A 26,962-nucleotide genomic window follows, 5' to 3' on the forward strand; every position below is an offset into this window, starting at 1 on the left:
CTGCGATATCGTCCGTGTCCGTGGGAGCGCTCCTGGGCCTCGATACGGGGCGGGAAGAGCTGCTCCCCGCCCGCTGCCTGGTCGGCCGCTCGCGCGCGTGCGACCTGATCCTCGCGGCCCGCGACGTCTCGAGCCAGCACGCGATCGTGCAATGGACCGGCGCGGTGTGGGAGCTGCAGGACCTGGGCAGCCGCAACGGCACCATCGTCGGCGAGCACCGGCTGGCGTTCGGCGAGCGGGTGCCGCTGCGGCGCGGCCTGGTGCTCCGCTTCGGCCGCGAGGCGGGCGCATTCGAGTTCGTCGACGACGCCCCGCCGCGGCCGATGGCGATCCACCTCGACAGCGGGCGGATCCGGATCGCCGAGGCCGGGCTGCTCGCGCTGCCCGACGACGACTCGCCCGAGCTGCTGCTGTACCCCGACGGGCCCGAGCGGTGGGTCGGCGAGCGCCACGGCGAGCTGACCGAGGTGGGCGACCGCGCCGTGGTCCTGGTCCGCGGCGAGATGTGGCGCGTGCACCTGCCCACCGGCGGCTCGGGCACCTGGGAAGAGCACGCATCGGACCTCTGCGTCGCCGACCTTCGGCTGCGGTTCTCGCACAGCTCGGACGAGGAGTACGTCGAGCTTCTGGCCCTCGCCGGCGAGCGCCGCATCGACCTCCAGGCCCGCGCGCACCACTATCCGCTGCTGCTCCTGGCGCGCGCGCGCCTGGCCGACCAGCAGCGCGGGGTCGCCGAGCCCGAGCAGGGTTGGGTGCACCAGGACAAGCTGCTGGCGATGCTGAAGATCGAGCCGGGCCACCTCAACATCAGCATTCATCGCAGCCGCGCCCAGCTCGGGCAGGCCGGGGTGGCCGACGCGGCCCGCCTGGTCGAGCGGCGCAAGGGCACGCGGCAGCTGCGGCTCGGGGCGGCGCAGGTCGAGATCGTGCGGGTGTGAGCGGGGCCCCCGGTCGTAACGCCCGGGTAATGTACAGCCCGCCGGGGTCGTGCGAGGTTGGCCCGGCGAATCGGGCCGGTCGATGAGCACTCCCTATTTATCCGCGCGCGGTCGACTGGCGGGGACCCGGATCGCGGCGGGCGCGGCGATATCTGTAGACGAAGCCGCGTCCGCCGCCCTTCCGGGGGCCCCGGGCCGAATTGTCACCACCCAGTGGCTCGATCGATTGATTCGCGCGACCCTGGGCGGGCGCCTGACCGCGGCGGCGCTGCTGCGCTTCGGCGACAGCTGCTATTATTTGCCGGCGCGGCGCGAGCTGGCGCTCATCTTGCGCGAGAGCCAGGCCGACCGCCGGGCCCACCTGATCGAGCGCTACGACTGCGACGATTTCGCCTACGCGATCAAGGGCGAGATGACGGCCCACGCCTACGACACCGGCGAGCTGCGCTACGGCCTGTGCGTCGGGCTGGCGTGGGGCCGGTTCGACTGGATGACGAGCGAGGCCCACGCGGTCAACTGGGCCGTCACCAGCGACGAGTCCGTGTGGTTCATCGAGCCGATGACCGACGACATCTACCCGTTCGAGCGCTGCCTCGGGGGCGTCGGCCTGCTCCTCGTGTGAGTGGAGTAGCGACATTGGCTGTAATCGCGCGGTAACTGCCGGACTCACGCCAGAGGGTACTCTTATTACGTGTTGCTGTATCTCCTGACCGACTTCGCCCGCGACGCCGCCGGCGTCCGCGACCGCTTCGCCAACGACCCCGCCGCGGTGCTCGACGATTACGCCGTCGCGCCCGCCGACTACTCGGCCCTGTTGGAGCTGCCGGAGGCCATCGTCGCCCTGCTGCCCGTCGGGGTCGTCGACGCCCTGCGCACGATCAAGGAAGTCCCGCCGCCGGCCCTGATGTGGCCGGGCCCGACCCTGACGATCCGCAGCGTCGTGCCCGAAGTCGTCGTCGCCGGTGCGCCCGTCCCCCTGCAGATCACGATCGCGGTCGACCCGCCCGACGCGCTCATGGCCGGCAAGCCGTTCGCGGTCGAGGTCGTGTTCCGCAGCGGGCGCGCCGTCGTCCACGGGATCGTGAAGCGGCCGATCCACGTGCCGCCGCCGCCGGTCGAGGCGGTCACCTTCCACTGCGTCGCCTGCTTCGCCGAGCCCGGCGACTACCACGTCGAGGTCGCCGTCACGCGGCTGCAGCCGCCGCCGTACCGCAAGGTCGCGCGCTGGTTCGGCACCCTCGCGGTGCGCGGGGCCTGAGCGTGCCGCCCGTCCCGCACGAGGTCCTGGCCGCCGTGCTGCCGCACGTGCCGGCCGCGCTGGTCGCTCCGGCGCAGCTGGGGGCGATCGCCGCTTGGTCGCGGCGGCTGCCGCCGGCGTTCAACTGGCTCGGCTTCGAGTGCCGGCTCGGCGACGGCGATTCACGGGTCGATTTCGCCGGCTGCTGCGAGGTGTGGGACGGCGGCCGCGACGCCCTGCTCGCGGCGCTCGCCGATGACCCCGGGCTGTGCGGCGCGGGCCCGGCGGCGCTGGTGCGCGCATGGCCCGAAGAGCATGTCCTCAAAGATAGCCCGTCGGTGTGGCTCGAGTTCGACTTCGTCGACCCCGGGCCGCCGGCCGGGTTCGCGTTCCTCTGCCTCGACCCGGCCTGCGCCAACACCTTCCGCGCCCACCGCGACGCCGAGCCGCCGCCGCTGCCCGCGGCCCTGGCCGCCGCGGCCCGCGGGGCGACATTGCTCCTGGGACATGCCCCATCGGCCATGTGCATCGATTCGCTGCGGCGCGCCGCCGAGGCCCTGCCCGCCGCCGGCCGCACCCTGCACGTCGCCGCCACCCCGCACCGCGGCGGCGACGACCTGCGGGTCCACTTCGCCCTGCTGGCGCGCGACGTGCCGGCCTGGCTGCGCCGGATCGCCTGGCCCGGCGACCTCGTCGCGGCCGCGCGGGCGCTGGCGATCGTCGGCGACGAGTTCCGCCAGGTCGGGGTCCAGCTCGCCATCGGCGACGCGCTCCGCCCGACCCTCGGCCTCGAGGCCTACGTGGCCCGCGGCCCGGCCGAATTCCCGGCCTGGCAGCGCACGTTCGCGGCGCTGGCCGCCGAAGGCGCCTGCGGCACGGCCAAGGCGGCGGCGCTGCTGAGCGCGTGGTGGGGCCACACGACGGTGTCGCTGCCGAGCACGCCGTGGCGCGTCGCCGTGCACCGCCAGTTCTACGTCAAGCTGACGGTCGAGGGCGAGCGCCTGCAGGCCAAGGCATACCTGGCGATCTTCCCCCGCTACACGCTGCTGTGATGGCGCGGAGACGCGGTGTCACGAGAGACCGCGATCGCCGGAGCCACGCAATCGAGGCTGACCACGGAGCACGCGATCGCGCGATGCGCTGTGTGGCTGCGTGTAAGCGCGGATGAGGGCGTGGCGTTGTCGGGGTCCATGAGGGGCCTTCTCGTCCTTGCCTGCATGATGTTCCTCGTCGGTTGTCCATGGCCGTGCCCTCGCGGTACGCGCACGGACGGCGGCGGCCAGTGTATGAATTCGATGGTTCCGCGGCCGGCCGACCTGAGCCTCGTCAACGGCACCCGCGACAGGCTCGCGGTCAGCGTGCGCGTCTCGCAAAGGCCCTTGTTCTGCAGCGCCATCGGGCCCGACGACGCGCCCGCGGTGATCGCAACCCTGTTTTTTCAGGGCGACGGCGGCTCGGTGCCCGAGCGTTACGCCCGCGCGACGTGGTCCGGAGATCTGGAGGAATTCAAGAGCTGGGACTACGAGACCGGAGCGCGTTGCAGCGCGGTTCGCATCTGGATCGGCGACGAATACGAGGGCCACGATGTAATCGCGCATGCGAACACGACACTCACGATCGTCCCGGGTCCGGAGCCAGGCACCTACGCGATCCAGGGCGCCGACGAGGTGCAACCGGCGCTCCCGCAATTCTGCCCCACGACGATGCAGGACCACGCGCTCGCCGCTCTCGCCGCGCTGGTGTCGCGCCCGGCGCTGTCGCTCGGCGAGCCGACCGGCCCGGCCTGCAAGCTCGGTGACGCCCTGGTTCGTCCAGCCGTCTTGCAGACGAGCGCCGCCGTAGCGACTGCCGTCGCCCCGGGCACCAAGGTGCGCTCCCACCCGGCCTGCCACGGCTGTCCTGGCGAATACGAGCTGCTCAGCGGCGTGCGCGTGCTGGTCCCGGCGAGTCTCTCCGTGTCTCCGCCGCGGTCCGACAACGACGAGCGCCAGTTCTTCGAAGCAGCGCTGGTTCAGCGCAACGACAAGGCAGCGCCGTAGCCGAGTTGACTGATTCACTGCACCCGCGAGGGTCGCGGTGCCGCGGGGGCCGGAGATGCTGCTCCTGGCTGGGACGGACGCGCGAGCGGTTCAGGGCAATGACGAGGCAGCGCCATCGCCGGGCGACTGATTCACCGTACCCGCGAGGATCGCAGTGCCGCGGGGGCCGGAGATGCTTCTCCTGTCTGGGACGGACGCGCGAGCATGGACGCAGCGGCCGCGTCGGAGGCGAGCGCCCGGGGTCCGAGGCGATAAATGCCGCGCAGCGGCGATGAGCAGCGCCAGAATCAGCACGGTCAGCGCGGCAGCGAGGGCGCCCCAGACCTGGCCCACGGCGACGGCCGTGGCCACGCCCCCGAATGCTGCCAGCACCCAATAAAGCCGGCGGCCCGACGGGGACGTGATCAGGTCGGGCGGGCTCGCCTGGTCGAGCGCTTCGCCGACCTCGGCCCCGGCGAGTTCGCGGCGACGGAGCTCGCTCCGGATGTGGCGCTCGATGAGTCCGAGAGCCACGTACGGCGGGAAGGTGCTGCTCACGGCGATCAGCAAGAAGTGGAGCTGAAACCGGATGACGAGGAAGAACGTCAGCGGAATCAGCGGCAGCGACAGCAGCAGCACGAGCGGGAGCGCGAGGCGATACCGCTCAGGGTCATTCCAGAACCACCACGTCGGGACGAGGCCGAGCCGCTGCGGCCGGTCCAGGAGAGCGCGAGGCGACGACGGAACATGAACGGGTTGCACGTTGCGAGCTTCCTCAGTCGAGACAGCTCACGATCGAACACGCGACAGAGAGGGCGCACACTCCTGCGCCGTGGACACAGCTGCCTGCCGCAGGCATGAACCCGGCCGCGGCGGCGGTGCAAGTAATGGCAGCACCCCCGCACGTGAACGCCTGATTGGTGATACTCTTCTTGACGCCCCACCAGCGCGGGCTCGGGACCGCGACGGTCGTCGCCACCTCGAGGCCCAGTTCGCCCATGTCGGCGAGCGCGAGCGTCAACGCGTACGCGTCCTGCCACGCGGCCGAGGCGGCCAGGGCAGGCGCGTAGCGCTCGTTGACGAGGGCGGCGTCGCCATCCGCCGCCAACACCTCGCCCGCGAGATCGACCTCGACGCGGGCCGCCACATCGGTCGTATCGGCCGCGAAGTGGAGCGACCCGACCGGCAGGTCGCCGGTCCCGTCGAGCATCGCGGCGTGGTGGATGCTGCCCACCCCGGAGAACTGACCCGCGATCTCGAGGCCGAACACCGCACGGTCGCGCGTGAACGTGACATTGACGCTCGCGTCGGGCTCGGCCAGCTCGATCGCTACCTGGCCCGCGAAGCACACGCAACGGAGGCTGCTCGAAGCTCTGTCTCCCGTGAAGCCGGAGCTGCCGGCTTCGAGGATATAGCCGAGGGATCCGGCGACCTCGCCGAGGCGCGCGAGCGTGTCGTCGCAAAATTCGGTCGGCACCGCTCCGGCGAGCGGCGCGGAGGCCCTGGCCGCCGCGGGGGCCACGATGAGCGAACAGGCAGCGCCGAACGCGAAGCGCGCGGCCCGGCAGGTGCGGAGCAAAGCGAGAGACATGACGGGCACGTGACCGAGGAGCGCCAACAAGGCAATGGCTGCGAGCGGCGGCGGCATCACCCCGCGATTGGCTCGGCATGCAGCGAAGCGGGCTCAGGCCGGCGAGCGGGCGACCCGATGTGCCACTCCAGGGGGCGGGGCTGGCACCGTCGGACGCCGCGCGCCGGGCCCGCCTTGCGGCTGCAAGCCGCGAGCGGGGACGTCGAGCGCCGGTGCGAGTCGAAGACGAGGTGCCGATGGTTCAGAGACCACGGGCCCGCGCGATGCTCCGTGAGCCCGCCAAACGGCGGGAGCAATTATCTGGGTGGACAGTGCATCGTCGCACGCACGACACATCGGTGATTCAACGAGAAGCGATGGGACCCGCTCTATTTTCATTTCTCGCGCCGCGGGTGGCCCACTTAGCGTCCTGCTCTCGACATACCATCCCGCTCGCCGGTGAGCGGGGCGAATGCGCCGCCATATCGCGCTTCGCAGAATACCCGGGCGCACCCCCGAGCCCCGGGGCGCGAATGATAGCAGGACCGCCGCGAGAATCAGCGGTCCACGAGCAGCTACCGAGGTCACGAGCGATCCCGAATGCTCCTCACAGGCAGCGCCCCAATTGGTGAGACTCGAGTAATCACCGTTCAAGCACGAATGCCACCAGCCCCGAATCACCGCTCCCCGAGCAGCGATTGCCACGCCGGGTCCTCGCTCATCCGCGACGCGAACGCCGGCTCGCGGCGCAGGCGGTCGCGCACCAGCTCCGGTGCAGGGTCGCTGGCGACAGCCTGCCCTGCGTGGATCAGCGCGGCGGCCGGGTCGACCTCGGCCAGCAGCAGCGCCAGCGCCAGGTGCGTCTCTGCGCGCTCTGGCCCGTCGGCGTCGGCTTGCTGCGGTCCGCTGGCGTCGCCCGGCTCATCCCCGAGGGCTGCCAGGGCCGCCTCGAAGTCGCGGCGGGCCAGCGTGGTGGCGCCGAGTTCGCGGTAGATCATCGCCCGGCCGTGCAGCAGGGCCCGCAGGGCCTGGCGCGCCGCCGCGTCGGGCGCGGCCAGGGCTTCCACCCCCGCCAGCGCCGCCAGCATCGCCTGCTGCACCATCGGGTCGTCGACGTGATGGCGGGCCAGCACCGGCCAGGTCGCGGCCAGCAGCTCCAGCTCGCGCGGTCCCACGGCTGCGCGCAGCGTCGGCGCCAGGCCGGGGCGGGTCCGCAGCAGGTGCAGCGCATCGGCGTCGTCGAGCCCCGGCAGCGCCAGCGCGGCCATGCGGGTCATGCCGGCCACGTCCTGCAGCGCGTCGTGGGCCAGCAGCGCCAGCAGGGCGTGGCGGGGCGAAGCGCCTGCCCGGTCGCCGAGGGCCGCCAGCGCCGCCAGCGGCTCGCCGCCGACCAGCGCCCGGGCCGCGCGGGCCGCGGGTTCGTCGTCCTCGCTCGGCGCGTCGAGCCGGTCGGCGGCGGGTTCGTCGTCCTCGCTCGGCCCGTCGAGTTGGCCGTCGTCCGCGGTCGGTGCGTCGATCCGGGCCCCGTGCAAGGAGATCCGGCGGATCTCGGCGACGATCCGGTTGGGCGCGAACACGTCGCCCTCGTGGCCGAGCACGAGGGTGTAGCGGCCCGCGGCCGGCCTGGCGGTGGCGCGGTGCTCCGCGAGCGCGCGCAGGCCGTCGTCCTCGGCGGCGCACAGGGTCGCGTCGCGGTCGGGGAAGTAGGTCGCGCGCACGATCACGCGGCGGCGGGTGGCGGCGGTCGCCACCTGGCGGGAGGTCAGCTCTCGCCGCTCGCGAGCGACCGGCAGGCAGTGGGTGCCGTGGTCGCGGTAGCGGCGGTCGCCGCGGGCGTTGACGCCGACGCCGAGCAGCGGCTGGCCGTCGGCGTCGTGGAGCGCGACCCGCAGGTCGGTGTGGTACTCGGCGTGGGTCACCTCGAGCTCGAGCTCGAGCTCGAGCGGGCCGCCGTCCCAGCGCACCGGCAGGGTCGCCAGTCGGGTCTGGGCCCCGAGCGCGTCGACCTGCAGGCCGCCCGACAGCGGGTCGAGCCGCAGCGCCGCCGGCCGCTCGAGCCGCCACGCCGGGTCGAGCGCGCCGCCGGCGAAGCGCAGCTCGACCGACTCGCGGGCGTCGAGCAGCGGCGCCAGGCGGCCCACCACGTCGCTCGCCGCCGCCGCCTGGGCCGGGCTGCGCCGCGGGTGCGCCTCGAGCCGGCGGGCCGCCTCCAGCGCCTCGCGGTGGCGACCGAGCTCGGTCAGCAGCTCGGCGCGCCGCAGCCACGCGGCCGGGGCCAGCTCGGGGTCGTCGAGGCTGCCGCGGTCGAGCGCGAGCGCCTCCTCGGCCTGGCCGGCGACCGCGTGCAGGGCCGCGGCCCGGTCGGTGAAGCGCCGGCGCACCGCCTCGTCGGCGACCAGCGGCGCCGCCGCGCGCAGGACCTCGGCGGCGCTGGCCGGCAGCCCGCCGGCGGCCAGCTCGTCGGCGCGGGTCCAGCGGTCGCGCAGCAGCTCGTCGTCGAGGCCGGCCGGCGGGGGCGCGGACGCGGGCGCCGGGGTCGGCGCGGGCGGCAGCGCGACGTCGCCGACCCCGAGCCCCCACAGCGCGTGGTGGTCGTCGGCCAGCAGCAGCGCGCGCCCCGGCCCGTCGCCGGCGCGCACCGCCGCCAGCGGCGCGCCGTGGCCGAGCACCAGCGGCAGCAGCTCGCCGTCGTCGCCCTGGTGGATCAGCAGGGTGTGGATCAGCCCCCCGCCGCGGATCGGCAGCGCCAGCTCCTCGCGCGCGTCGCCGTCGAGGTCGGCCGCGATCAGCACCCCGTCGCGCAGCTCGAGCGCGAGCCCCTCCGGCGGCGGCATGTGCGAGGCCGTCACCAGCGCGGCGCCGTCCCAGCGCAGCAGGTGCACGCCGGGCGCCTCGCCGATGTGCGGCGGCTCGGGGAACACGTCGGCGTTGACGCCGAGCCCGTCGCGCACGGCCACCAGCACCAGCTCGCCGTCCGGCCGCCGCAGCAGGCCCAGGCTCTGGACCCACCCGAACTGGCGCCGGCCGACCAGCTGCAGTTGCCCGTCGTCGTCGGCGTGAAACACCCGCAGATCGAAGGCACGCGGCGGCCCGAACGCGGCCACGATCTCCTGCACGCCGTCGCCGTCGAGGTCACCCGCGATCAGATCCTCGAGATCGGAGCCGTTCCGCGCGCTGGCCGGGTGGGCCTCGCGCGGCGCGGCGCCGTCGGCCTCGACCGCGTGGAAGCCCCGCAGCGGCCAGCGGTACTCGAAGTACAGCTCGGGCCCGCCGTCGCCGTCGGCGTCGACGATCCCGCGCGGCAGCAGCTCGGCCGCCGCGGGGAAGCGCGCCAGCGGCTCCTGCGGCGCGCGCAGGTCGAGCAGCGCGGCGCTGCCCTGGCGGAACGTCACCCCCCACGGCGCCGCCCCGTTCGCCAGGTAGACCCTCGCCTCGGCCTGCCAGCGCGGCCCCGGCTGCAGCGCTTCGTCGAGCAGCACCACGCCGCTGCCGCCGGCGTCGATCACCGCCGCGCGCCACGGCCCGCCTGGCGGCAGCGCGACCGCCCCGCTCGCGCTGGTGTCGATCGCCCGGGCCCGCGCCAGGTGCTGCAGCAGCGGCCGCACCGCGGCCAGCCGGGCCGGCGCCGCCTCGCCCAGCAGCTCCACCGCGGCCGGCAGGTCGCGCCGGCGCAGCGCCGCGTGGAAGTGCAGCGCGTGGTCCTGCGGGTCGCCGGGCGCGTCCGGCAGCGCCTGGACCACCCGCGTCAGCGCGGCCGTGTCCCAGCCCTCGAGGTGGAGCTCGGCGATCCGCCGCAGAGCCGCGTGGGCGTCGGCGGGCGCGGTCGCGTCGGCGTAGGCGCGGGCGTAGTCGGCCAGCGCCCCCTCGCGCTCGCCCGCGGCGTGGCGCCGGTCGCCGCGCTGCTGCCAGGCCCGCACCAGCGCCTGCGTGCCCTGGTGCGCCGGGTCGTCGAGGAACGCCTGGAAGGCCGCCGCCGCGCGCTCCGGGTCGGCCTCGCCGGCGACCGCCGCCAGGTGCTCGGCCGCCAAATCCTCGATGCGCTCGCGGGTCCACGTGCGCCGCAGGTGCAGCGCCGCCAACGTGGCGACCAGCGTCACCGCGGCGATCGCCAGCGCCAGCCCGGCCCGCCGCAGCCGCACCCGCCGGCGCACCGCCGGGTCGGCCGCCAGCGCCGCCAGCAATTGCGACATCGTCTGCCAGCGCCGCTCCGGGTCGACCCGCAGCCCGCGCAGCACCACCGCCCGCAGCCACGCCGGCACCTGCGCGTGCGCGGGCGGCCGCACCGCGCCGGCCAGCGACGCGGCGCGCAGCGTCTCGTAGCTGGCGGCGGCGAACGGCCGCTCGCCGTACAGCGCCTCGTACAGCGAGGCGCAGAAGCTGAACACGTCGCTGCGCGCGTCGGCCCGGGCCCCGCGGTGCTGCTCGGGGGCCATGTACGCCGGCGTCCCGAGCACGCTGCCGGTCGCGGTCAGGTCGAGCGAGGCCATGCGGCGGTCGTCCGGATCGGGGGCCGCCTCGGTGCCGTCGTCGCCCACCAGCCCGAAATCCAGCAGCAGGACCCGCCCGTCCTCGCCGACCATCACGTTGTCGGGCTTGAAGTCGCGGTGGACCAGCCCGGCCCGGTGCACCTCCGCCAGGCCGCGCCCGGCCGCCACGAACAGCTCGACGATCCGCGAATACGTCGCCTCCGGCTCGACCTCCGCCAGCTGCTGGCGCAGCGTCCGCCCGCGCACGTACTCCATCGCCAGGAACACCCGCCCCGCCGAGGTGCTCACGTCGTAGATCTGGACGATGTTGAGGTGCGACACGCGGGCCAGCGCCTTGGCCTCGCGGATGAACCGCCCCACCACCGCCGCGCTGCTGCAGTCGGTGCGCAGCATCTTGAGCGCGACGACGCGGTCGAGCACGTCGTCGTAGGCGGCGTGGACCACCCCGACTCCCCCCTGCCCGAGCACGCGCAGCAGCCGGTAGCGGCCGAGCTGCGGCGAAGTCGGCGACGACTCGGCCGGCCCGCGCGGCCCGCTGCCCAGCGGCCCTCCGTCCTGCGACCCGTCCCACGTCTCGGCCAGCGCCTGGCCGGGCGCCTGGCTGAGCGTGCGCAGCGGTTCGTCCCCGGCCACGTGGCGAGTATGCCCCGACATCGCCGCGCTCCGACGCCGATCCTCCGGCAACGGGTGCGCGCCAGCGCGAGTCACCGCCCGGACGCAGAGGACTCCTCGCAGCGCGCGCCCGCAGTCCCATGAATTCCTCCGCAAGGTCCTCGCCCCGCCGGCACACATTCGCCGCGGACGAATGACCACGCGTCCCCCCGCGCGACCGGACACTTGCAACCCCGCACCGGCCACCGGCAAACCCTGATGACAACCCAGCCGCCGCCCCTGTCCCCGCCCGTATCCAGCCGGACGCGGCTCTCGCCGTGAGTTCCTTCGTTTCAAGCCAAAACCGGCGGACGTTGCATCTGCCAGCAAGCCCCGCGAACTACAATCATACGAGTCGCCGCGACGATTCCGTAGCGACGCACCATCGCCCCCAAATCCCCGCAGCGAGAGTGCCACCATTCTCGTCAGACTCGCGGGCGATTCACCAGAGACGCTCGCGCCGTCGACTCGCCCCCCGTGCCGCGAGACTCGCCCTCACAGCACGTATAGGATGGCTTGAGCCGGGCGGCCGGCTCCGAGCAAGCGGTATTCTCGTGAAGCGGCCCACGGCACGAGGCGTGTCGCCGATGCCCGCATCGACCCGCGTGAACCATGCTGTCACCCTCACACCGGCCGCTCCTTGCGCCCGTCCGCGTGCACCGCGAAGCGCCCCTCCTCGCGCGCGTGCACCGGCCCGGAGCTGCCCCACGGCCAGCCGCCGAAGCGGGTCCGCTGGTAGTCGGTGAACGCCTTTTGGATCTCCGCCTGCGAGTTCATCACGAACGGCCCGTACGCCGCCACCGGCTCGCCGATCGGTCGCCCTTGCAGCAGCAGCAGCTCGCTCGCCGCCGCCCCGTTCTCGAGCTCGACCGTCGCCTCGGCGCGCAGCTGAATGCGATGACCCACCTCCACCGCGACACCCGCCGCCCGCAGCGCCTCGCCGGCGAAGAAATACAGCGCGCGATGGGACCCCGGCGCCGCCGCGGGCAGCGTGAAGCGGGCCCCCGGTGCCAGGCGGATCGTCGCAATCGCCACGTCCGCGTCGGCCCGCGCCGCCCACGAGTGCGGCGGCGGGGCCGGCGGCCGCGCCTCCGCGAACTGCCCCGCCACCACCGTCACCTCCGTGCGCCGGCCCTCCGCGTCGACTGCCACGTGCGTCGGGATCGACTCGCGCCACAGCATCGAGAAGTGCGGCGGCGCCAGCTTGTTCGCGCGCGGCAGGTTGAGCCAGATCTGGAACAGCTCCGCCGGATTCGGCCCCTCGCGCTCGAGCAGCGGGAACATCTCCGAGTGCACGATGCCCGCCCCGGCCGTCAGCCATTGCACGTCCCCGCCGCCGAACCGCGCCGCCGCCCCCAGCGAATCGCTGTGATCGATCAGCCCGCGGCGCACGATCGTCACCGTCTCGAACCCGCGGTGCGGGTGGGCCGGGAATCCGGGCACCACGTCGCCGTGGTACATGCGCCAGCCGTCGACGCCGGCGAAATCGTGGCCGATGTCGCGACCTGCCAGCGACGCCGCCGGCCCGAGCGCCTCGTTGCCCGCCGGGTACGCGTCGTCGTGGTGGACGCAGAACAGGAACGGGTCGAGCGTCGGCCACGGCGGGGCCCCGAGCGGGATCGTGCCCAGCACGGCGGAGGCGTTCGAGGGGGAGGACGGGTCTTGCTCGCGCATCACCCCGCGAGTATGAAGCCCGGCGCGCGCCCGCGTAACCCAGGACAGTGCAACGCACTGTTCCAGCTCCGACAACAGTGGCCTGCAGCGGCCCGTACACCCGTCCGCGCGCGTTCCAGCGCGGTCCCGCGAGGCCCGCGGCCGCCCCTCTCGCGCAGCCGGCGCGGCGGCTTGTGACGGGCCCGGGCGGCGCGTACTGTGCCCGCCATGCGTAAAATGACCTTCTCTGGCCCCCAGCTCTGCCGCCTCGTCGGCGCCGCCGTGGGCCTGCTGGCGGCCTGCAGCGACGACGGCCGCGACTCGGGCACCGCCAGCGCCGGCGTCACCGCCAGCGCCGGCATCACCACCGCCTCGACCACCGCCCCCGGCACCACCACCGCCCCCGGCACCACCACCGGCGACGACGGCACCGGCACCAGCACCGACGCCGTCGCCACCACCGGCCCGACCACCACCGACGCCTCGACCACCACCGCCGAGCCCATCACCACCAGCGGCGGCGCCAAGTTCGACCTCGGGGCCATGCCGGACGTCGGCATGACCGAGTGCGTCGATTGTGCCCTCACCATCGATTCGCAGCAGTCGGGCACCCTGGCGATCCTCGGCCCGAACGTGTTCGCCACCGCCGAGCTCGACGGCGAGATCGTCTACGCGCTCGGCAACGCCGGCCCTGGCCGCTTCATCGCCACCGCCGACAGCAGCCTCCCCTTCAACGAGCAGTCCGACTGCCCGATCCGCGAATGGCTGGCCGGCAGCCCCGACCCGAACCCCAAGCTGTTCTGGTTCGGCTGGGGAGAGTCCGACGGCCCCGCCAATTGGAACTACCCCGGCGAATCCTCGCTCTACCACCTGCCCCCGCAGTACGTCGGCAACCCGGCCCAGCTCAAAGCCGACTACGACATCGTCATGTACCTCGAGGGCTCGGGGCAATTTGACGACGGCGACCAGCCCACCGATCAGGAGATGCAGACGCTGCTCGAGTTCGTCACCGTCTACGGCGGCGGCGCCTACATCAGCTCGGAGTTCGCCGGTTACCTCAAGGCCGCCGACTACGCCAGCGTCAACCGCGTGCTGACGCCGCTCGGGGTCCAGGCGCTCGAGGTCAACCTCAACTGGGGCGACGTGAACGGCGCCATCGAGTTCACCTGTTTCCCCGCGCCGGTGGGCTGAGCTCGCTGCGGGCCCGCGCGATCCTCACGCCCGCGGGCCCGCTGCGTCGGCCTTGGAGTCGGCCGCGCCGCGATGCTATCCTCCGACGCTCCGAGGCCCGGTGACCGATCCCCACGACCGTCCCTCCGCCGACGCGGTAATCCCCCCGATGATGGAAGCCGTCACCACGCTGCTGCGTGGAGTCGGCGAGGACCCTGGCCGCGACGGCCTCGAGCGCACGCCCGAGCGCGTCGCCAAGGCGCTGCAGTTCCTCACCAGCGGCTACGACCAGTCGCTCGAGGTCCTGCTGAACGGCGCGATCTTCGACGTCGGCCACGACGAGATGGTGGTCGTCCGCGACATCGACCTGTTCAGCCTGTGCGAGCACCACATGCTGCCGTTCATCGGCCGCGCGCACATCGGCTACATCCCCGACCGCAAGGTCGTCGGCCTGTCCAAGCTGGCCCGCGTGGTCGAGATGTTCGCCCGCCGCCTGCAGGTCCAGGAGCGGCTCACGCGGCAGATCGCCGAGGCCATCCAGGAGGTGCTGCAGCCGCACGGCGTCGGCGTCGTCATCGAGGCCAGCCACATGTGCATGATCATGCGCGGGGTGCAGAAGCCCAACTCGTGGACGGTGACCTCGTCGATGGTCGGGGTGTTCCGCGACAACCTCAACACGCGGCAGGAGTTCCTCAACCTCATCCGCCACAAGGTCGTGTTCTGAGGGGCCACCGATGGAGATCTTCCGCGTCTACCACTTCGAGGCCGCGCACCGCCTGCCGGCCGTCCCGCCCGGTCACAAGTGCTTCCGCCTGCACGGCCACTCGTACGAGATCGACATCCGCGTGCGCGGCCCGGTCGGCGCCGACACCGGCTGGATCATGGACCTGGGCGACCTCGACATCGCCTGGGAGCCGCTGCACCGGGTCCTCGACCACCACTATCTGAACGAGGTCGAGGGCCTGGAGAACCCGACCAGCGAGCACCTGGCGCGGTGGATCTGGCGCCGCCTCAAGCCGTCGCTGCCGCTCCTGAGCGAGGTCGGCGTGCGCGAGACCTGCACCTGCGGCTGCATCTACCGCGGCGAAGACGAGACCTGAGGCCCTGATGACCGCCAGCACCGTCGACGCCCCCGAGTTCACCGAGCTCACCACCATCGAGCTCTTCAAAGAAGCGATGAAGTTCTCGGCCGGGCACTTCACGATCTTCTCGAAGGACCGGCGCGAGCGGCTGCACGGCCACAACTTCGCGGTCCAGGTCAGCATCACCGGCGAGCTCGACGACAACGGGATGATGGGCGACTACGGCGAGTTCAAGCGCATCGCCTTCGACCTGTGCCGCAGCCTCGACGAGTGGACGCTGCTGCCCGGCCGCTCGCCGTACCTCACGCTGCGCGAGGACGGCCCCTACGTGTTCGCCGAATTCGCCGGCGAGACGATCCCGTTCCTGCGCAGCGACGTGCAGGTGCTGCCGCTGCGCAACATCACCGTCGAGGAGCTGGCGCGCCACCTGTGCCACCGCCTGGTCGACGAGGGCAAGATCCTCGCGGTCGCGCCGATCCACCGCCTCGAGGTCAAGGTCTCGTCCGGCCCGGGTCAGCTCGGGGCCGCCGGCTGGCGGAGGGGCGCATGAGCGCCGCCGCCGACACCGTCGTGCTCACCGGCGGCAGCGCCGGCATCGGCCAGGCGATCGCCGCCCGCGCGCGCGCTGACGGCCGCTGCGTCATCAACCTGTCCCGCAGGCCATGTCCGGTCGACGGCGTCACCAACCTCGCGGTCGACCTCGGCGACGCCGCCGCGGTCGCCGACGCGATGACCCGCGTGCGCGACCTGCTCGGCGCGCCCGGCCGCGTCCACCTGATCCACAACGCCGCCTTCCCGATCGCCGACGCCGTCACCGCCTTCGACGCCCGCGCCTGCGAGCAGGCCATGCGCGTCAACGTCGTCACGCCGGCCGAGCTGACCGCCGGCCTGCTGCCGAGCATGGCGCCCGGCTCGTCGGTGATCTTCATCGGCTCGACGCTCTCGGAGAAGGGCGTGCCCGGCCGCCTGACTTATTGCGCGACCAAGCACGCGCTGGTCGGCCTGCTGCGCGCCACGGTCCAGGACCTGTTCGGCGCCGGCATCCACGCGGTGTGCGTGTGCCCCGGCTTCGTCGACACGCCCCTGCTCGACCCGCTGCGCGCGCGCGGCCCCGAGGTGATCCAGCAGGTGCTCGGCATGGTCTCGTACGGCCGCTTCCTCAGCCCCGAGGAGGTCGCCGACATCGTCGCGTTCGCGCTCGAGCGACCGTCGCTGAACGGCGCGATCATCCACGCCAACCTCGGCCAGCGCGAGGGCTGAGCCGCGGATCGCCACGATCCGAGCCTCGGCTCGCCCGCGCAATGCCTCGATGTCCTCCGCGACCGAGGCACGCGCCGGTGAGGGCAGCGCGCTCAGGCCCCGAACACCGGGCGGAAGATCATCGCCGCCAGCACCCCGAGGATCAGCGCCGCGAACCCGACCACGTGGGCCCGCCGGGCCCCGCGCTCGGCCGCGCTGACGACCACCACGTGGGCCGCCAGCGACAGCCCGAGGCCGAGCATGATCCACAGCTCGCTCAGCGGGATCGCCGACAGCGTCGCCAGCGCGAACCCACCCGACCAGGTGATGAACAGCCCGGTCGAGGCGATGCGGTGCGTCGCCTGGCGCCGCTCCTCGCGGGTCCTCGCCAGCAGCGACGCGCCCGAGCCGGCGATGAAGAGCATCACACCGGCGAATTTCGCCAGCAGCACCAGATGAACGGCGGGTGTCTCCATGTCCCGCGAGGATATCCGAGCGAACTCGGCGGCGCGCCCGCGACGAACCGTCGCAGCCGCTATGATCATAGCGGCGGGGCGCCCGCCCCGCTGCGACCCTGGGCCGCAGGAGATCGACCCGCCCGCAGGACGACACAGAGCCGAGCGGCCGAATGGCACAAGGCGCGCGCCCTGCTCGAGGTCATCGTTGGCATCGTCCTGACGGCGAGCCGGCTCGCTTCGAGCCCCATGAAGTTCGGATAGCCGCGGAGCATCGCCGCGACGGCGCCGCTGGCAGAGAATCATCGCACCCCGGTGGACGCGCCGCGCGCTCCGGCTCCGGGCAGCCCCTCACGCGCTCCGCGTCACGCCAGCCCCGGCGGCGCGAGCGAATCATCGCACGCGCCGCGCACTCCTTCCCACTCCAGGCAGGTCCATCGCGCCGCTCGCCCGGCGGCGCGAGCGAATCATCGCCCGCGCCGCCGGACGCCGTTCAGAACTTCAGCGTCGCCACCGCCCCGATCTGCGCCTTGCTGACCTTTTTAAAGCTCGCGCGCATCAGCTCTCCGGCCGCGCAGTTCGCCAGCGTCGGGTTGCCCGCGTCGTCCTGCGGCGCCGACGACAGCACCGTGCCCTCCGGGCCGGCGATCGACAGCTTGATCGTCACCTTCTCGCCGCCGCGCGCGTGGCTGCGGCAGCGGTCCAGCGCCGCGGCCTTGGCCGCGCGGGTGCCGTCGGCGATGTCGCCCGGCTCGAGCTTCTCCGGCAAGCTGGCCGAAGAGACAGCCGGCGCATCGACCTTCACCGGCGCCGCTGGCTTGGTCTTGCACCCCTCCGGCGCCAGCAGGCACTCGACGCTGTCGGCCGCCGGCCCGGACGGGGCCGCCGGCGTCACCACCTTCGGCGCTGCGGGCTTGTCGGCGCTCGGCGTCGCCGGCTTGTTCACCGGCTTGCGCGGTCGCTTGCTGCTCGTCGGCGGCTCGGGCGCATCGGCGGTGACCACGGGGATCACTGCCTCGATCGCCGGCTCCGCCGCCTCCGCCGCCTCCTCTGGCTCCGGCGCCGCGGCCACCACCATCGGCGCCTGGCTGATGTGACGCTCGATGATCACCGGCGCCGGCGTCGCCCCGCGCGTCACCACGAAGCCCGCCAGTCCCATCATTCCGAGCGCCGCCACCCCGATCATCACATACAACGGCATCGGCGGCGGCGCCGACCGGGCCCGCGCCCGCACCGGCGTCGGCGCGATCGGCAGCGGCCCCGCCGCCAGTTCGCTGAACCGGGCCGCCCGCGGCCGTTCGGCCTGAACCGTGCCACCGAGCGCTCGCACGTCGATCAGCCCCGAGCCGTCCTCCGGCTCCGGCTCCGGCCGCCGCGCCACCGCCAAACGTACCGGCGCCTCCGCGACGCGGCCGACGTCCAGCGGGCCCAGGCTGGCCAGCGAGAACAGCACCGAATCTTCGTTGCGGGCGCCCATCATCCGGCCCGCCCCTCGAACCTCACGGCTAGCGAGGGATTCGCCGCACCGGCTGCACCGCGAGGTCGAGGACGCGCCCGCGGCGGACAGGATCAGGGCACCATGGTGATCGCATACGAGGTTCATGACGGCGTGCCTTCCATTCGCCGCAGCTCGCCGTGACGGACAGGATCGTCCGATCGCCGTCGCGCGAGTGCGCCGAAAAAATGGTTGCTGTCTCCCCCAACGACCCCGCCGCGCGATCGATCTACGCCGCGGGGCTCATGCCCCCCGCCTCATCGCGGCGAGACCTGGAGCAGCACGAATTCCTGGTCGTCCGGGCGCCCGTCGCCGCGGTGGCGCCCGACGCTGAACGGCAGGTTGTTGTCGTTGCCCACCAACATCCGGCCCTGCGGCAGCAGCACCAGGCTCTCGATGGTGACGAACGGCATGGCGAACACCCCGCCACCCACACCGACATCCCCCGCGCTCGCCGGCGCGAGGCTGTGCGGGTCGGCGATCCTCAGCAGGTCGACCCGCGCGCCGGCCTCGACCGTCGCACCCGGCGCCGCCAGCGTGATCGTGCGGACCACCTTTTTAAAAGCGTCACCGAGCTCGCCCTCCGAATCGTCGCGCTCGATCACGAACCCGCGCCCATCGGCGTCGAGCTGGAAATCCGTCACCGCGACCGCGCCCGCTTCGAGGCGGTGGCGCCAGCGCCTCTCGGTATATGTCCTTTGTGACAGGTCATACTCGTGGATCCACACCTCGCCCGCCGGCGCACCCACGATCGGCTTCTCGAGGATCGGCAGCAGCGCCGGCGGCGAGCTCCGCAGCGCCATGCCCTCGAACCCGCCGCTGGTCGCCACCGCCAGCGGCTGCGTCCGCGCCGTCACCCCGTGCGGCCAGCCGAGCCCCGCCAGCCACCGGCTCGGCGCGCCGCCCAGCACCGGCAAATTGGTCCCGTCGGCCAGCAAGAACACGGTCCCGAGCGCCGGCGCCCGGTCCTGCACCTGCAGCAGCGTGCGATAATCGAAGCTCTGCACCCACGCCCGCTCGGTCGCGCCGGCGGCGACGATCGCCGCGCTCACGCGCTCGGCGAACACCGCCGCGAACGGATCGTCCGGCGTCAACTTCGTCTCCACGCTCAGCCGCACCCGGCGCGCGTTGGCGGCCCGCCGCGCCGCCTCGGGGTGCCCCGCCCCGGGCCCCGCGGCATAATAATCACCATACGCGGCGACGAAGCCCAGCCACTGCGCCAGCGTCGGCGGCGTGTACGGATCGGCCAGTCCCTCCGCGCTGGCGAACGCGACCACCACCGGTGACAGGGTGCGGTCATTCGCCTGTTCGGCCCCGCGCACCAGCCCGTCGCACACGAATCGCCGCTGCAGCGCCGCGATCGTCAGCGCCCGCACCCGCCGCGCGCCACCTTCCACGTCGCGACACTTACGCGCGTCGAGCTCCAGATCGTGCCCGAGCACCGGCACGTCGTCGGCCGTGAGCACGACATCGGTCTCGAGCGTCGTCATCAGCTGATCGAGCGCCGCCTCCATCGCCGGCAGCGTGTTCTCGGGCCGCAGGTCGCGCGCGCCGCGATGCCCTTGCAGATCGATGCGCTCGCGCCGCACCAGCCCGTCGGCGTCGACGAAATCAGACACCCCGTCGCCGTCGCCGTCGAAGCTGCGCGCCGCCTGATACAGCAGATCGGGCCGGTCGGAGATGATGCCGTCGACTCCGAGGCGCATCAGCGCGTGCATGCGCGCGACTTCGTTGACGGTCCACACCACCACCGGAAACCCGGCCGCGCGCAGCGAGTCGATCGCGAACAGCTCGCGCCCGTCCTCCCCCGGCGCTTCGTCCTTCACCATCGCGTGGTGCGGCGAGAACACCGGCGGCCGGATCGCCCCGCGCTGCCGCCCGCGCCAGGCGACCGCGTTCATCAGCCGCAGCGCCGCGCCCTCCTCGTTGTTCGGGTTCTGCGGCGCGCGCAGCTCGAGCCCGGGCCGGTCGAGATCCGGCAACCCGATGGGCGGCTCCAGCACGACGCCGTCGGCCGCGGTGTGCAGCAAGAACGGCCCGAACTCGTCGCCGAACCACAGCGTCCCGTCGGGCGCGCGCTGCATCGACTCCGGATCGAAGTCCGCCCCGGTCAAGACGCGGGCGTCGCTGAATTGCTGGACGATCGGGAATCCGATCTTGCGGTCCGGATCGCGCAGCTCGATTTGCCCGAGCACCTCGACCCCGCCGCTCCCGCCCGCCGCCGTGCGCAGGTCGAGCCGCAATGTATAGACCCGCAGGTGAAAATCGGCCGAGTTCTCGATCTTGCCATAACCGTTGTCGACGAGCCCGAGGTACGTCCCGTCGTCATTGGCAAGCAGCGCCGAGAACCCCTGCACCGGCTGCGACGCGAACGGCACCGCCTGCCCGTGGATCGGCCCCGACCCCAGGCGCTCGCCCGACGCCGGCCCGGCCGCGAACGTGCCCGCCGGCAGCACCGCGCGCCCGAGCAGCGTCGCTGGCGGCGCAGCGACCGGCGAACCGCAGGCCGCCGCGAATGCCAGCACCAGCGCCGACCTACGCATGCACGCACCTCACGAACGAGGCGTCATGCATCACGCACGAGGCGGCACGCCTCACGAACGAGGCGTCACTCACGAACGAGGCGTCACGCCCCACGCATGATGCGTCACGAATCAAGAACCACGCGTCACGCCTCACGAACAATGCGTCACGCCTCAAGAACGACGCGCCACGCTCCGCACCGGAGCACGCGCCACGCTCCACACGATACAGCTCCCGAGCGCTCCCGAGTCTCACGAAACGCGCAGTCACGCCATTCGCCGCTCGCGCGCCCACTCCCGCGAAGATCGGTCGCTCGCCGACCCTCGCCTCGAACCTCGGCCTGCCGTGCATGCGCACGCGCGATCTGGCCCGCGCCCGCGCCCGCTGTCAAGCGCTCAGGCCGCCATCGCCGCCGTGCGCACGTGCTCCGGCGAGATCCCGAAGTGTTCCCGCACCTGCTCGATCGGCCAGGTCAGCATCGCCGCCCAGTCGGCCCCGAACAGCGGCCGCGTCGTCTGGCCCAGGCGCCAGCCGCGGGTGATCGCCTCCATGCGCCGGTCGCCGTCCTCGTACTGGAACAGCATCCCGTTGAGCAGCCCCGCCGACAGCAGCAGGTGCCCGAGCGGCGACTGCAGCTGGGCGATGTAGAACGCCTGCAGCCCCAGCTCGCCCGCCACGTCGGTGTCGAAGCCGAGCACCGTGTGCCACAGATCGTGGCTGCGCTCGAGGTGCAGCTTCATCAGCGCCGCGTCGCCGACCGTGTCGGCCGCGCTGTGATAGACCCCGTTCGGGTCGAGCTTGCGCGCGTCGAGGAAGCGGGCGAACTCGCGGCCCAGGCTGCCCTCCGGCAGCGTTCGCAGCGCCTCGAGCTTCAGCTGCAGCGGCGCCAGCGGGCGCTCCAGGTAGGTCTTCACTTCGGGGCGGGCCAGCATGCGCCGCAGCCCCGGTGAGTCGTCGAACGCGTCGGCGAGGGCGAACACCAGGTCGAGGCGATCGGTGTCACGGACGAGGCGGACGTAGGTGCTGGCGAAGCGGAACAGGCCGACGATCTTGCGCATGCGAATCACTCCCTGCGGGCTTGCGGAGAAGATGAGTCTTTGCTCAGATCCTCGCCACTCGCTTTTCCGCATGGCCGCCCCCGCCCGCAAAAAGCCCGTCAAACGGCGCCGCAGCCCGATTCAGAGCCGAGGTCAGGTCACCGTCGACGCCATCGTCGAGGCGGCCGCTCAGATCTTGGCCAAGAAAGGTCCGGCGGCCGCGACCACCAACGCCGTCGCCGCGCGCGCCGGCGTCAGCATCGGCACCCTCTACCAGTACTTCGCCGACCGCGAGGCCCTGCTGCGCGAGATCGGTCGCCGTCACGTCGCCGAGATGCAGGCCGTGCTCGCCGGCGCCCTCACCGGCATGGAGGGCCTGGCGCTGCCGGCCGCCGTCGATCGCCTCGTCTCCGCGATCGTCGCCATGCACCGCGTCGCCCCGCGGCTGCACCAGGCGCTGCATCAATCGCTGGCCCGCGACCACCTCGACACCATCGACGCCTTCGAGGTCGCCGTCGAGGCGATGGTCGCCAGCGCCCTCGTCGGCCGCGGCGACGACCTCGACCTGCCCCACCCCGAGCTCACCGCCACCGTGCTGGTCCGCGGCCTCGGCGGCCTGATCCGCACCACCCTCCGCCGCGAGCCCGAGCGCCTCGACGACCCCGCCCTCGCCCTCGCCATGCGCGCGATGATCCTCGGCACCCTCGGCGAGAGCCGCCGCAAGGGCTGACGGGCGCCAGTAAAGCTCGCAATCCCTCGTGACGCCCACGGCGCCGCTTCGCCACGGGCCCATCGCTCGCCGCGTGGCGACGCCCTCTCCAAGCCCTCTCACGGATCCGCGTGACGGCGCTCCCGCCTGGCCGCACCAGCATCATGTCGAATAGAACATGTCTTAAAAAGCATGTTCATTAAGACATGTCCATTAGAGCATTCCCGTTCGAGCATGCTCGTTCGGCCATCCTCGCCCGACACGGCACCCAGCCCCACGATCGGCGCTGGGCTCGGCTTCGGACATGCCCTTTCAATCAGATCATTCGCTCGCCCGGCGCAGCACGAACAGCCTCGCCGCCGGCGCCGCGGTCGGGCCTGGCAGCGTGCTCGCGGCCTCACGCTCGAGCGTGAACGCCGGCGCGAACGGCCCCGCGATCGTCTCCTTCGCGTACGGCGTCACCCCGGCGGCCGGTTCGGCCAGCGTCTTCACGATCAGCGCCCCGCCGGGGGCGACCAGCCGGGCCATCGCCGCCGCATGGCGCTCGGCCTCCGCCGGCGCCAGCAGGTGCAGGCACGCGCGATCGATCGCCGCGTCGAACCGGCCCTGCAGGCGCGTCGCCGTGATGTCGTCGCTCAGCCAGATCGCCCGGCTCGTCGGCGCACGGGCGCGGGCCTGCGCGAGCGCGGCCGCCGAGATGTCGGTGGCGACCACCGTGTGACCGCGGCTCGCCAGCGCCACCGCCAGCGCGCCCAGGCCCGTCCCGACCTCGAGCACGGACAAGCCCGTCGCGCCCTCGCGCTCGACCGCCGCCAGCAGGTCCGCGTCGGCCTCGTCGTGCTGCCACGGCAGCTCGGCCGGCGCGTGCGTGCGGTACAGCCGGTCCCAGCCCTCGGCCCCGCGCGGCGCCTGGGCCAGCCCCGCGCTCGCGCGCTCGCGCACGATCGCCTCGAGCAGCTGCACCACCACCTCGGGCGGCGGCGCCCCGCCCAGCATCGGCGTGCGCATCGCCGGCGGATCGGCGACCTCCAGCGCGCGCGCCGGGTGGGCCACGTGCAGCCCGTCCGCGATCAGCTGCGCCAGGTTGCGCTGCACCGCCGGCTCCGCGTACATCGCGGGGTTCATCGACGGCACCACCAGCACCGGCGCGCGCGTCGCCAGGGCGATCGCCGCCACCGCCGACGCGTGGTCCCCCGTCGCCAGCCGCGCGATCGTCGTCGCCGACGCCGGGCACACCAGCACCGCGTCGGCCCACTGCGCCAGCTCGATGTGCGGCACCCGATGCACCTGGCTCTCGGGCCAGATCGCCGTCACCACCGGCGCGTGCGTCAACGCCTCGAGCGCCTCGACCCGCACGAACCGCAGCGCGCTCTCCGTGACCGCCGCGCGCACCTCGAAGCCGCGCGCCTGCAGCCGCTGGATCAGCGCCGGCGCGTGCATCGTCGCCGCCGCCCCCGTCAACCCCACCACCACCCGCGGCCCGGCCGTGCGCCCTGCCCGTGACGGCCCCGTCGTCACCGCCTCGAGCGCCCCCGTGCGCCGCAGCAGCGCCAGCAGCTCGCCGATCACCTCGGGCCGCTCGATCGGCGCCCCGGCCAGCGCCTCGACGTGGGCCAGCACCTCCGCCCCCGAGCGCGGCATCGCCAGGAACGCCAGCACCGCCGACGCCAGCGCCGCCGAGTCGCCGGTCAGCGCGTGGCCCTCGCCGTCCGGGCCCAGCGCCACCAGGCGCTCGCCGCATTCGTAGATCCGCACCACCGAGGCGCGGCGGAGGTTCCATTCGGTCCAGCGCTCGGGGTCCGTCATCGTCGTCCTGAGTTCTCGCAGCCCGACCGGGCCGCCCGGGATGCTATCATATGATCAGCAGCCGACACTCACCGTCGATCCACGCGCACAGCTGCTGCACCCCGCAGACCGCCTCGTCGGTGATCTGCGAGCAGTCGACCGTGCATTGCACGATCTCCGGCGGCCACACGCACAGCGGCGTCGCCTCGCACGTCGGCTGGTCCTCGATCTCGTCGCAGTCCGGGACGCCGTCGGTCTCGGCGTCGGTCGTCACCGACGTCGCCACTGTCGGATCGGTCGTCGAGGTCGTCGGCCCGCTGGCCGTCGTGGTCGTGCTCGTCGGGCCGTCGGTCGAAGTCCCGGGGGTCGTGTTCGTGGTCGATTCCGTCGGGTCGTCGGTCGCCCCGGAGGTCACGACCGTCGTCGACGGCTTGTCGTCGCCGTCGTTGCAGGCCGGCGCCGCGGTCACCGAGGACACCGCGAGGATCGCCGGCACGCACAGTCTTCGTCCGATGTCGGGTCGCACGCCTGCAGCCTATCACGCCCCTCCTCGCGCGGATCGCGGCAGCCTGCGGCCGGCGCCCCCCAGAGCGGACGCGCAAGCTCGAGCACCAGGCTGCGCCCGACGGCAGGCCGACGCGCGGACAGGCCCGATCCGACATGCCCCGACCGCCATGCTCTCAAGATCATGTCCTATGCGACATGTCCTTTGATGCAGGTATCCGATCCTTGCGATCGCCACGATGCCGCCGAAGATCAATGTCGGCACTGCGCGCCGCGCGACCGAAATGCCCGGTGCGCTCGCGGCGGCCGCCGCCCGCGGGGCCCTGTGCGCGGCTCCCCGTGAGCGCTGCGACGAATCGAAAAAACGCGACGAATCATCGTTCCGTAACAGTTCCACCGGCGAATCCGCTTCCCAGCCCCGGCCCACGCCCCCTCGGGCTATGCTCGCGCGATGGAGCCCGAGTACCCGATCCTCTCCGAGGCCTTCTTCGCCGATCCCTATCCGCTGCTCCGCCAGCTCCGCGAAGAGTGCCCCGTCTATTATCATGCCCCGCTCGGCGCGTGGTTCCTCGCCCGCCACGACCACTGCGAGATGGCGGTCCGCGATCGTCGTCTGAGCAATGCTCGCGCCCGCGAGCTGCTTTCGACGCTGATGCCGACGCTGCGCGGGACCGGCGAGCTCGAGGCGATGATCGGCCAGTGGTCGCGCCTGTTGTGGTTCCTCGATCCGCCGAAGCACACGCGCAGCCGCGGGCTGGTGATGCGGGGCTTCAGCGCCGCGGCGATCGAGCGCGTGCGCGGCGAGGTGCGCGCCAGCGTCGAACAAGCGCTGGCGAACGTCGCCGGCGGCGGCGAGATCGACGTGGTGTGGCAATTGGCCGACCCGGTCGCGCTCGACGTCCTCTGCGCGATCTTCGGCCTCCCGCACGACCAGCGGGCCGAGTTTCGCCGCTGGACCACCGACATCATGCAGGCCGCCGGCGCCGGCGCCATGGACGAAGATCCGGCGATGCGGGCCAAGGAGTCCTCCTTCAAGCTGTTCGGCCTGCTCTCGGCGATCGTGCACGAGCGGTGCGCGCGGCCGGGCGACGACATGATCAGCCGCTTCCTCGGCGACGAGCGCGGCGATCCGGCGGTGATCGAGGAGGTCACGATCCAGTGCTTCCAGATGGTCGGCGCCGGCTACGTCACCTCGCGCAACCAGATCGCCTGCGCCGTGCTGGCCCTGCTCGAGCACCCGGACGAGCTCGCCCGCCTGCGCACCGACCCGCGCCTGCTGGTCCCGGCGATCGAGGAGCTGCTGCGCTTCGCGCCCTCGGTGCTGACCACCAACCGGCTCGCCGCCGAGGACCTCGAGATCGGCGGCAAGCAGATCCGCCAGGGTCAGCTGGTGTTCCCGATCCTCGCCTCCGCCAACCGCGATCCCGCCGCCTACGTCGAGCCCGACCGCCTCGACCTCGCCCGCGGCGGCCGGCCGATGACCTTCAGCGTCGGCCCTCACTATTGCCCGGGCGGCCCGCTGGCGCGGCTCGAGCTCGAGGAGGCGCTGGCGGGCCTGCTGCGATTCTCGTCGTGGCAGCAGCTCGGCGATTTCGACTACCGCGGCGCCAGCCTGCAGGACCGCGGCCCCTCCCAGCTGCGCGTGCAGCTCGGGGTCTGACCGCGGCCGCGTCCGCTCCGCGTCCCGCGCCAATCGCGGCCCGCGCCACCGCCGGCGCCGCGTGCCGCGATTGGCGTGCCTGCGGCTGGGCGAGCGGCTCGCCCTCCCTACACTGATCGCATGCGCAACGACAACCCGAAGCTCGCCCCGCGCGAGCCCGACGCCCCTTCCAACCTCGAGAAGGACCCCGACGATTGGGTCACCGGCGACGAGCGGATGACCGACGCCCAGGCCTCGTACCTCAAGACCCTCTCCGAGGAGGCCCACGAGGAGTTCGACCCGACGCTGACCAAGGCCGAGGCTTCGAAGCGGATCGACGCGCTGCAGCATGTCACCGGCCGCGGCCGCCACGACGACGCCGCCGACGCCCCGGCCAGGCCGCCGACGCGCGGCCGGCCCGAGGCGGACGACAGCCCCGAAGACCTCGACGAATGACGCACGGCGCCGGCGCGATCACCTGAGCCTGCATGCGCCGGCGATCGCCTCGCCTCACAATCGGTCCCATGACCGCCGCCAGGAAGATCCACGGCCCGCACGATCCGTCCAGGATCGACCTCGACCACGACTGGGAGCTCGACTACTGGACCCGCGAGCTCGGCGTCACCGAGCTCGAGCTGCGCGCGGCGATCCGCTCGGTCGGCAGCGACGACACCGAGCGGGTCCGCAAGCACCTCATGGGCGCGCGCCCCGGGCAGATCGTCGACCGCGGCTGACGACCTGCGCCTTCGGCCAGATCGACGGGCCGGCGC

At 73.1% G+C, this 26,962-nt stretch carries 24 protein-coding genes; 14 read left to right on the top strand and 10 right to left on the bottom strand.

What is annotated here, in order from left to right; translation table 11 throughout:
* Window positions 1-20: 20 nt before the first annotated feature.
* The 5 genes from POL25_RS25585 (at window position 21) to POL25_RS25605 (ending at window position 4,214) form a co-directional block, all read left to right on the top strand.
* Entirely contained in the window at window positions 21-938 is a 918-nt protein-coding gene (locus POL25_RS25585) for an FHA domain-containing protein (protein WP_272088805.1), read from the top strand.
* 226 nt (window positions 939-1,164) lie between these two features.
* Window positions 1,165-1,560 (top strand): lectin MOA-related protein, encoded by a 396-nt coding sequence (locus POL25_RS25590; RefSeq protein ID WP_272088806.1) that lies wholly within the window; start codon window positions 1,165-1,167, stop codon window positions 1,558-1,560.
* Between the two features lie 69 nt (window positions 1,561-1,629).
* Window positions 1,630-2,196, top strand: coding sequence for a hypothetical protein (locus POL25_RS25595; RefSeq protein WP_272088807.1), 567 nt, complete (start codon window positions 1,630-1,632; stop codon window positions 2,194-2,196).
* Window positions 2,197-2,198: 2 nt separating this feature from the next.
* On the top strand, window positions 2,199-3,227 hold the full coding sequence (locus POL25_RS25600) for a hypothetical protein (protein WP_272088808.1): 1,029 nt from the start codon (window positions 2,199-2,201) through the stop codon (window positions 3,225-3,227).
* 243 nt (window positions 3,228-3,470) lie between these two features.
* Complete coding sequence (locus POL25_RS25605) at window positions 3,471-4,214, top strand: hypothetical protein (protein WP_272088809.1); 744 nt, start codon at window positions 3,471-3,473, stop codon at window positions 4,212-4,214.
* 90 nt (window positions 4,215-4,304) lie between these two features.
* Here the strand turns inward: POL25_RS25605 and POL25_RS25610 are convergent, their stop codons facing one another.
* The 4 genes from POL25_RS25610 to POL25_RS25625 form a co-directional block, all read right to left on the bottom strand.
* Window positions 4,305-4,955 (bottom strand): hypothetical protein, encoded by a 651-nt coding sequence (locus POL25_RS25610; protein WP_272088810.1) that lies wholly within the window; start codon window positions 4,953-4,955, stop codon window positions 4,305-4,307.
* Window positions 4,956-4,968: 13 nt separating this feature from the next.
* Window positions 4,969-5,784 carry a hypothetical protein gene (locus tag POL25_RS25615; RefSeq protein ID WP_272088811.1) on the bottom strand — a complete coding sequence of 272 codons (816 nt, stop codon included), beginning with the start codon at window positions 5,782-5,784 and terminating at the stop codon, window positions 4,969-4,971.
* A 656-nt stretch (window positions 5,785-6,440) separates the two neighbouring features.
* Complete coding sequence (locus POL25_RS25620; RefSeq protein WP_272088812.1) at window positions 6,441-10,883, bottom strand: serine/threonine-protein kinase; 4,443 nt, start codon at window positions 10,881-10,883, stop codon at window positions 6,441-6,443.
* Between the two features lie 642 nt (window positions 10,884-11,525).
* Complete coding sequence (locus POL25_RS25625; RefSeq protein WP_272088813.1) at window positions 11,526-12,575, bottom strand: pirin family protein; 1,050 nt, start codon at window positions 12,573-12,575, stop codon at window positions 11,526-11,528.
* Between the two features lie 207 nt (window positions 12,576-12,782).
* Between POL25_RS25625 and POL25_RS25630 the strand changes: the two genes are divergently transcribed.
* From POL25_RS25630 to POL25_RS25650, 5 genes are all read left to right on the top strand, one after another.
* Window positions 12,783-13,745: a hypothetical protein gene (locus POL25_RS25630; RefSeq protein WP_272088814.1), complete on the top strand. Its 963-nt coding sequence runs from the start codon at window positions 12,783-12,785 to the stop codon at window positions 13,743-13,745.
* A 100-nt stretch (window positions 13,746-13,845) separates the two neighbouring features.
* The gene (gene folE, locus POL25_RS25635; protein ID WP_506417452.1) at window positions 13,846-14,448 is read left to right on the top strand and encodes a GTP cyclohydrolase I FolE; all 603 of its coding nucleotides are present in this window, start codon (window positions 13,846-13,848) and stop codon (window positions 14,446-14,448) included.
* A 10-nt stretch (window positions 14,449-14,458) separates the two neighbouring features.
* A complete protein-coding gene (gene queD, locus POL25_RS25640; RefSeq protein ID WP_272088816.1) occupies window positions 14,459-14,824 on the top strand; it encodes a 6-carboxytetrahydropterin synthase QueD in 366 nt (121 codons plus the stop codon).
* A gap of 7 nt (window positions 14,825-14,831) precedes the next feature.
* Entirely contained in the window at window positions 14,832-15,356 is a 525-nt protein-coding gene (locus POL25_RS25645; RefSeq protein ID WP_272088817.1) for a 6-pyruvoyl trahydropterin synthase family protein, read from the top strand.
* Window positions 15,353-16,066 (top strand): SDR family NAD(P)-dependent oxidoreductase, encoded by a 714-nt coding sequence (locus POL25_RS25650; protein ID WP_272088818.1) that lies wholly within the window; start codon window positions 15,353-15,355, stop codon window positions 16,064-16,066. The genes POL25_RS25645 and POL25_RS25650 overlap by 4 nt, the downstream gene beginning before the upstream one ends.
* A 92-nt stretch (window positions 16,067-16,158) precedes the next feature.
* Here POL25_RS25650 and POL25_RS25655 read toward each other — a convergent pair whose 3' ends face one another.
* The 4 genes from POL25_RS25655 to POL25_RS25670 form a co-directional block, all read right to left on the bottom strand.
* The gene (locus POL25_RS25655) at window positions 16,159-16,521 is read right to left on the bottom strand and encodes a hypothetical protein (RefSeq protein WP_272088819.1); all 363 of its coding nucleotides are present in this window, start codon (window positions 16,519-16,521) and stop codon (window positions 16,159-16,161) included.
* A 472-nt stretch (window positions 16,522-16,993) separates the two neighbouring features.
* Window positions 16,994-17,980 carry a hypothetical protein gene (locus POL25_RS25660; protein WP_272088820.1) on the bottom strand — a complete coding sequence of 329 codons (987 nt, stop codon included), beginning with the start codon at window positions 17,978-17,980 and terminating at the stop codon, window positions 16,994-16,996.
* Window positions 17,981-18,252: 272 nt separating this feature from the next.
* Window positions 18,253-20,538 carry an esterase-like activity of phytase family protein gene (locus POL25_RS25665; protein WP_272088821.1) on the bottom strand — a complete coding sequence of 762 codons (2,286 nt, stop codon included), beginning with the start codon at window positions 20,536-20,538 and terminating at the stop codon, window positions 18,253-18,255.
* A gap of 375 nt (window positions 20,539-20,913) precedes the next feature.
* A complete protein-coding gene (locus tag POL25_RS25670; protein WP_272088822.1) occupies window positions 20,914-21,576 on the bottom strand; it encodes a Coq4 family protein in 663 nt (220 codons plus the stop codon).
* A 70-nt stretch (window positions 21,577-21,646) separates the two neighbouring features.
* On the opposite strand from POL25_RS25670, the gene POL25_RS25675 reads away from it, so the two are divergent.
* Window positions 21,647-22,285 (top strand): TetR/AcrR family transcriptional regulator, encoded by a 639-nt coding sequence (locus tag POL25_RS25675; protein ID WP_272088823.1) that lies wholly within the window; start codon window positions 21,647-21,649, stop codon window positions 22,283-22,285.
* Window positions 22,286-22,585: 300 nt separating this feature from the next.
* On the opposite strand, the gene POL25_RS25680 is transcribed toward POL25_RS25675, so the two are convergent.
* A complete protein-coding gene (locus POL25_RS25680; protein WP_272088824.1) occupies window positions 22,586-24,070 on the bottom strand; it encodes a flavoprotein in 1,485 nt (494 codons plus the stop codon).
* A 46-nt stretch (window positions 24,071-24,116) separates the two neighbouring features.
* A complete protein-coding gene (locus POL25_RS25685; RefSeq protein WP_272088825.1) occupies window positions 24,117-24,575 on the bottom strand; it encodes a hypothetical protein in 459 nt (152 codons plus the stop codon).
* A gap of 429 nt (window positions 24,576-25,004) precedes the next feature.
* Between POL25_RS25685 and POL25_RS25690 the strand changes: the two genes are divergently transcribed.
* The 3 genes from POL25_RS25690 to POL25_RS25700 all read left to right on the top strand — a co-directional run bounded on the left by POL25_RS25690 (window position 25,005) and on the right by POL25_RS25700 (window position 26,926).
* Entirely contained in the window at window positions 25,005-26,213 is a 1,209-nt protein-coding gene (locus POL25_RS25690; protein ID WP_272088826.1) for a cytochrome P450, read from the top strand.
* A gap of 120 nt (window positions 26,214-26,333) precedes the next feature.
* Window positions 26,334-26,648 carry a DUF3072 domain-containing protein gene (locus tag POL25_RS25695; RefSeq protein ID WP_272088827.1) on the top strand — a complete coding sequence of 105 codons (315 nt, stop codon included), beginning with the start codon at window positions 26,334-26,336 and terminating at the stop codon, window positions 26,646-26,648.
* Window positions 26,649-26,716: 68 nt separating this feature from the next.
* Complete coding sequence (locus POL25_RS25700; RefSeq protein ID WP_272088828.1) at window positions 26,717-26,926, top strand: DUF3606 domain-containing protein; 210 nt, start codon at window positions 26,717-26,719, stop codon at window positions 26,924-26,926.
* Window positions 26,927-26,962 lie beyond the last annotated feature (36 nt).

Source organism: Nannocystis bainbridge, assembly GCF_028368995.1.
Taxonomy (GTDB): domain Bacteria; phylum Myxococcota_A; class Polyangia; order Nannocystales; family Nannocystaceae; genus Nannocystis; species Nannocystis bainbridge.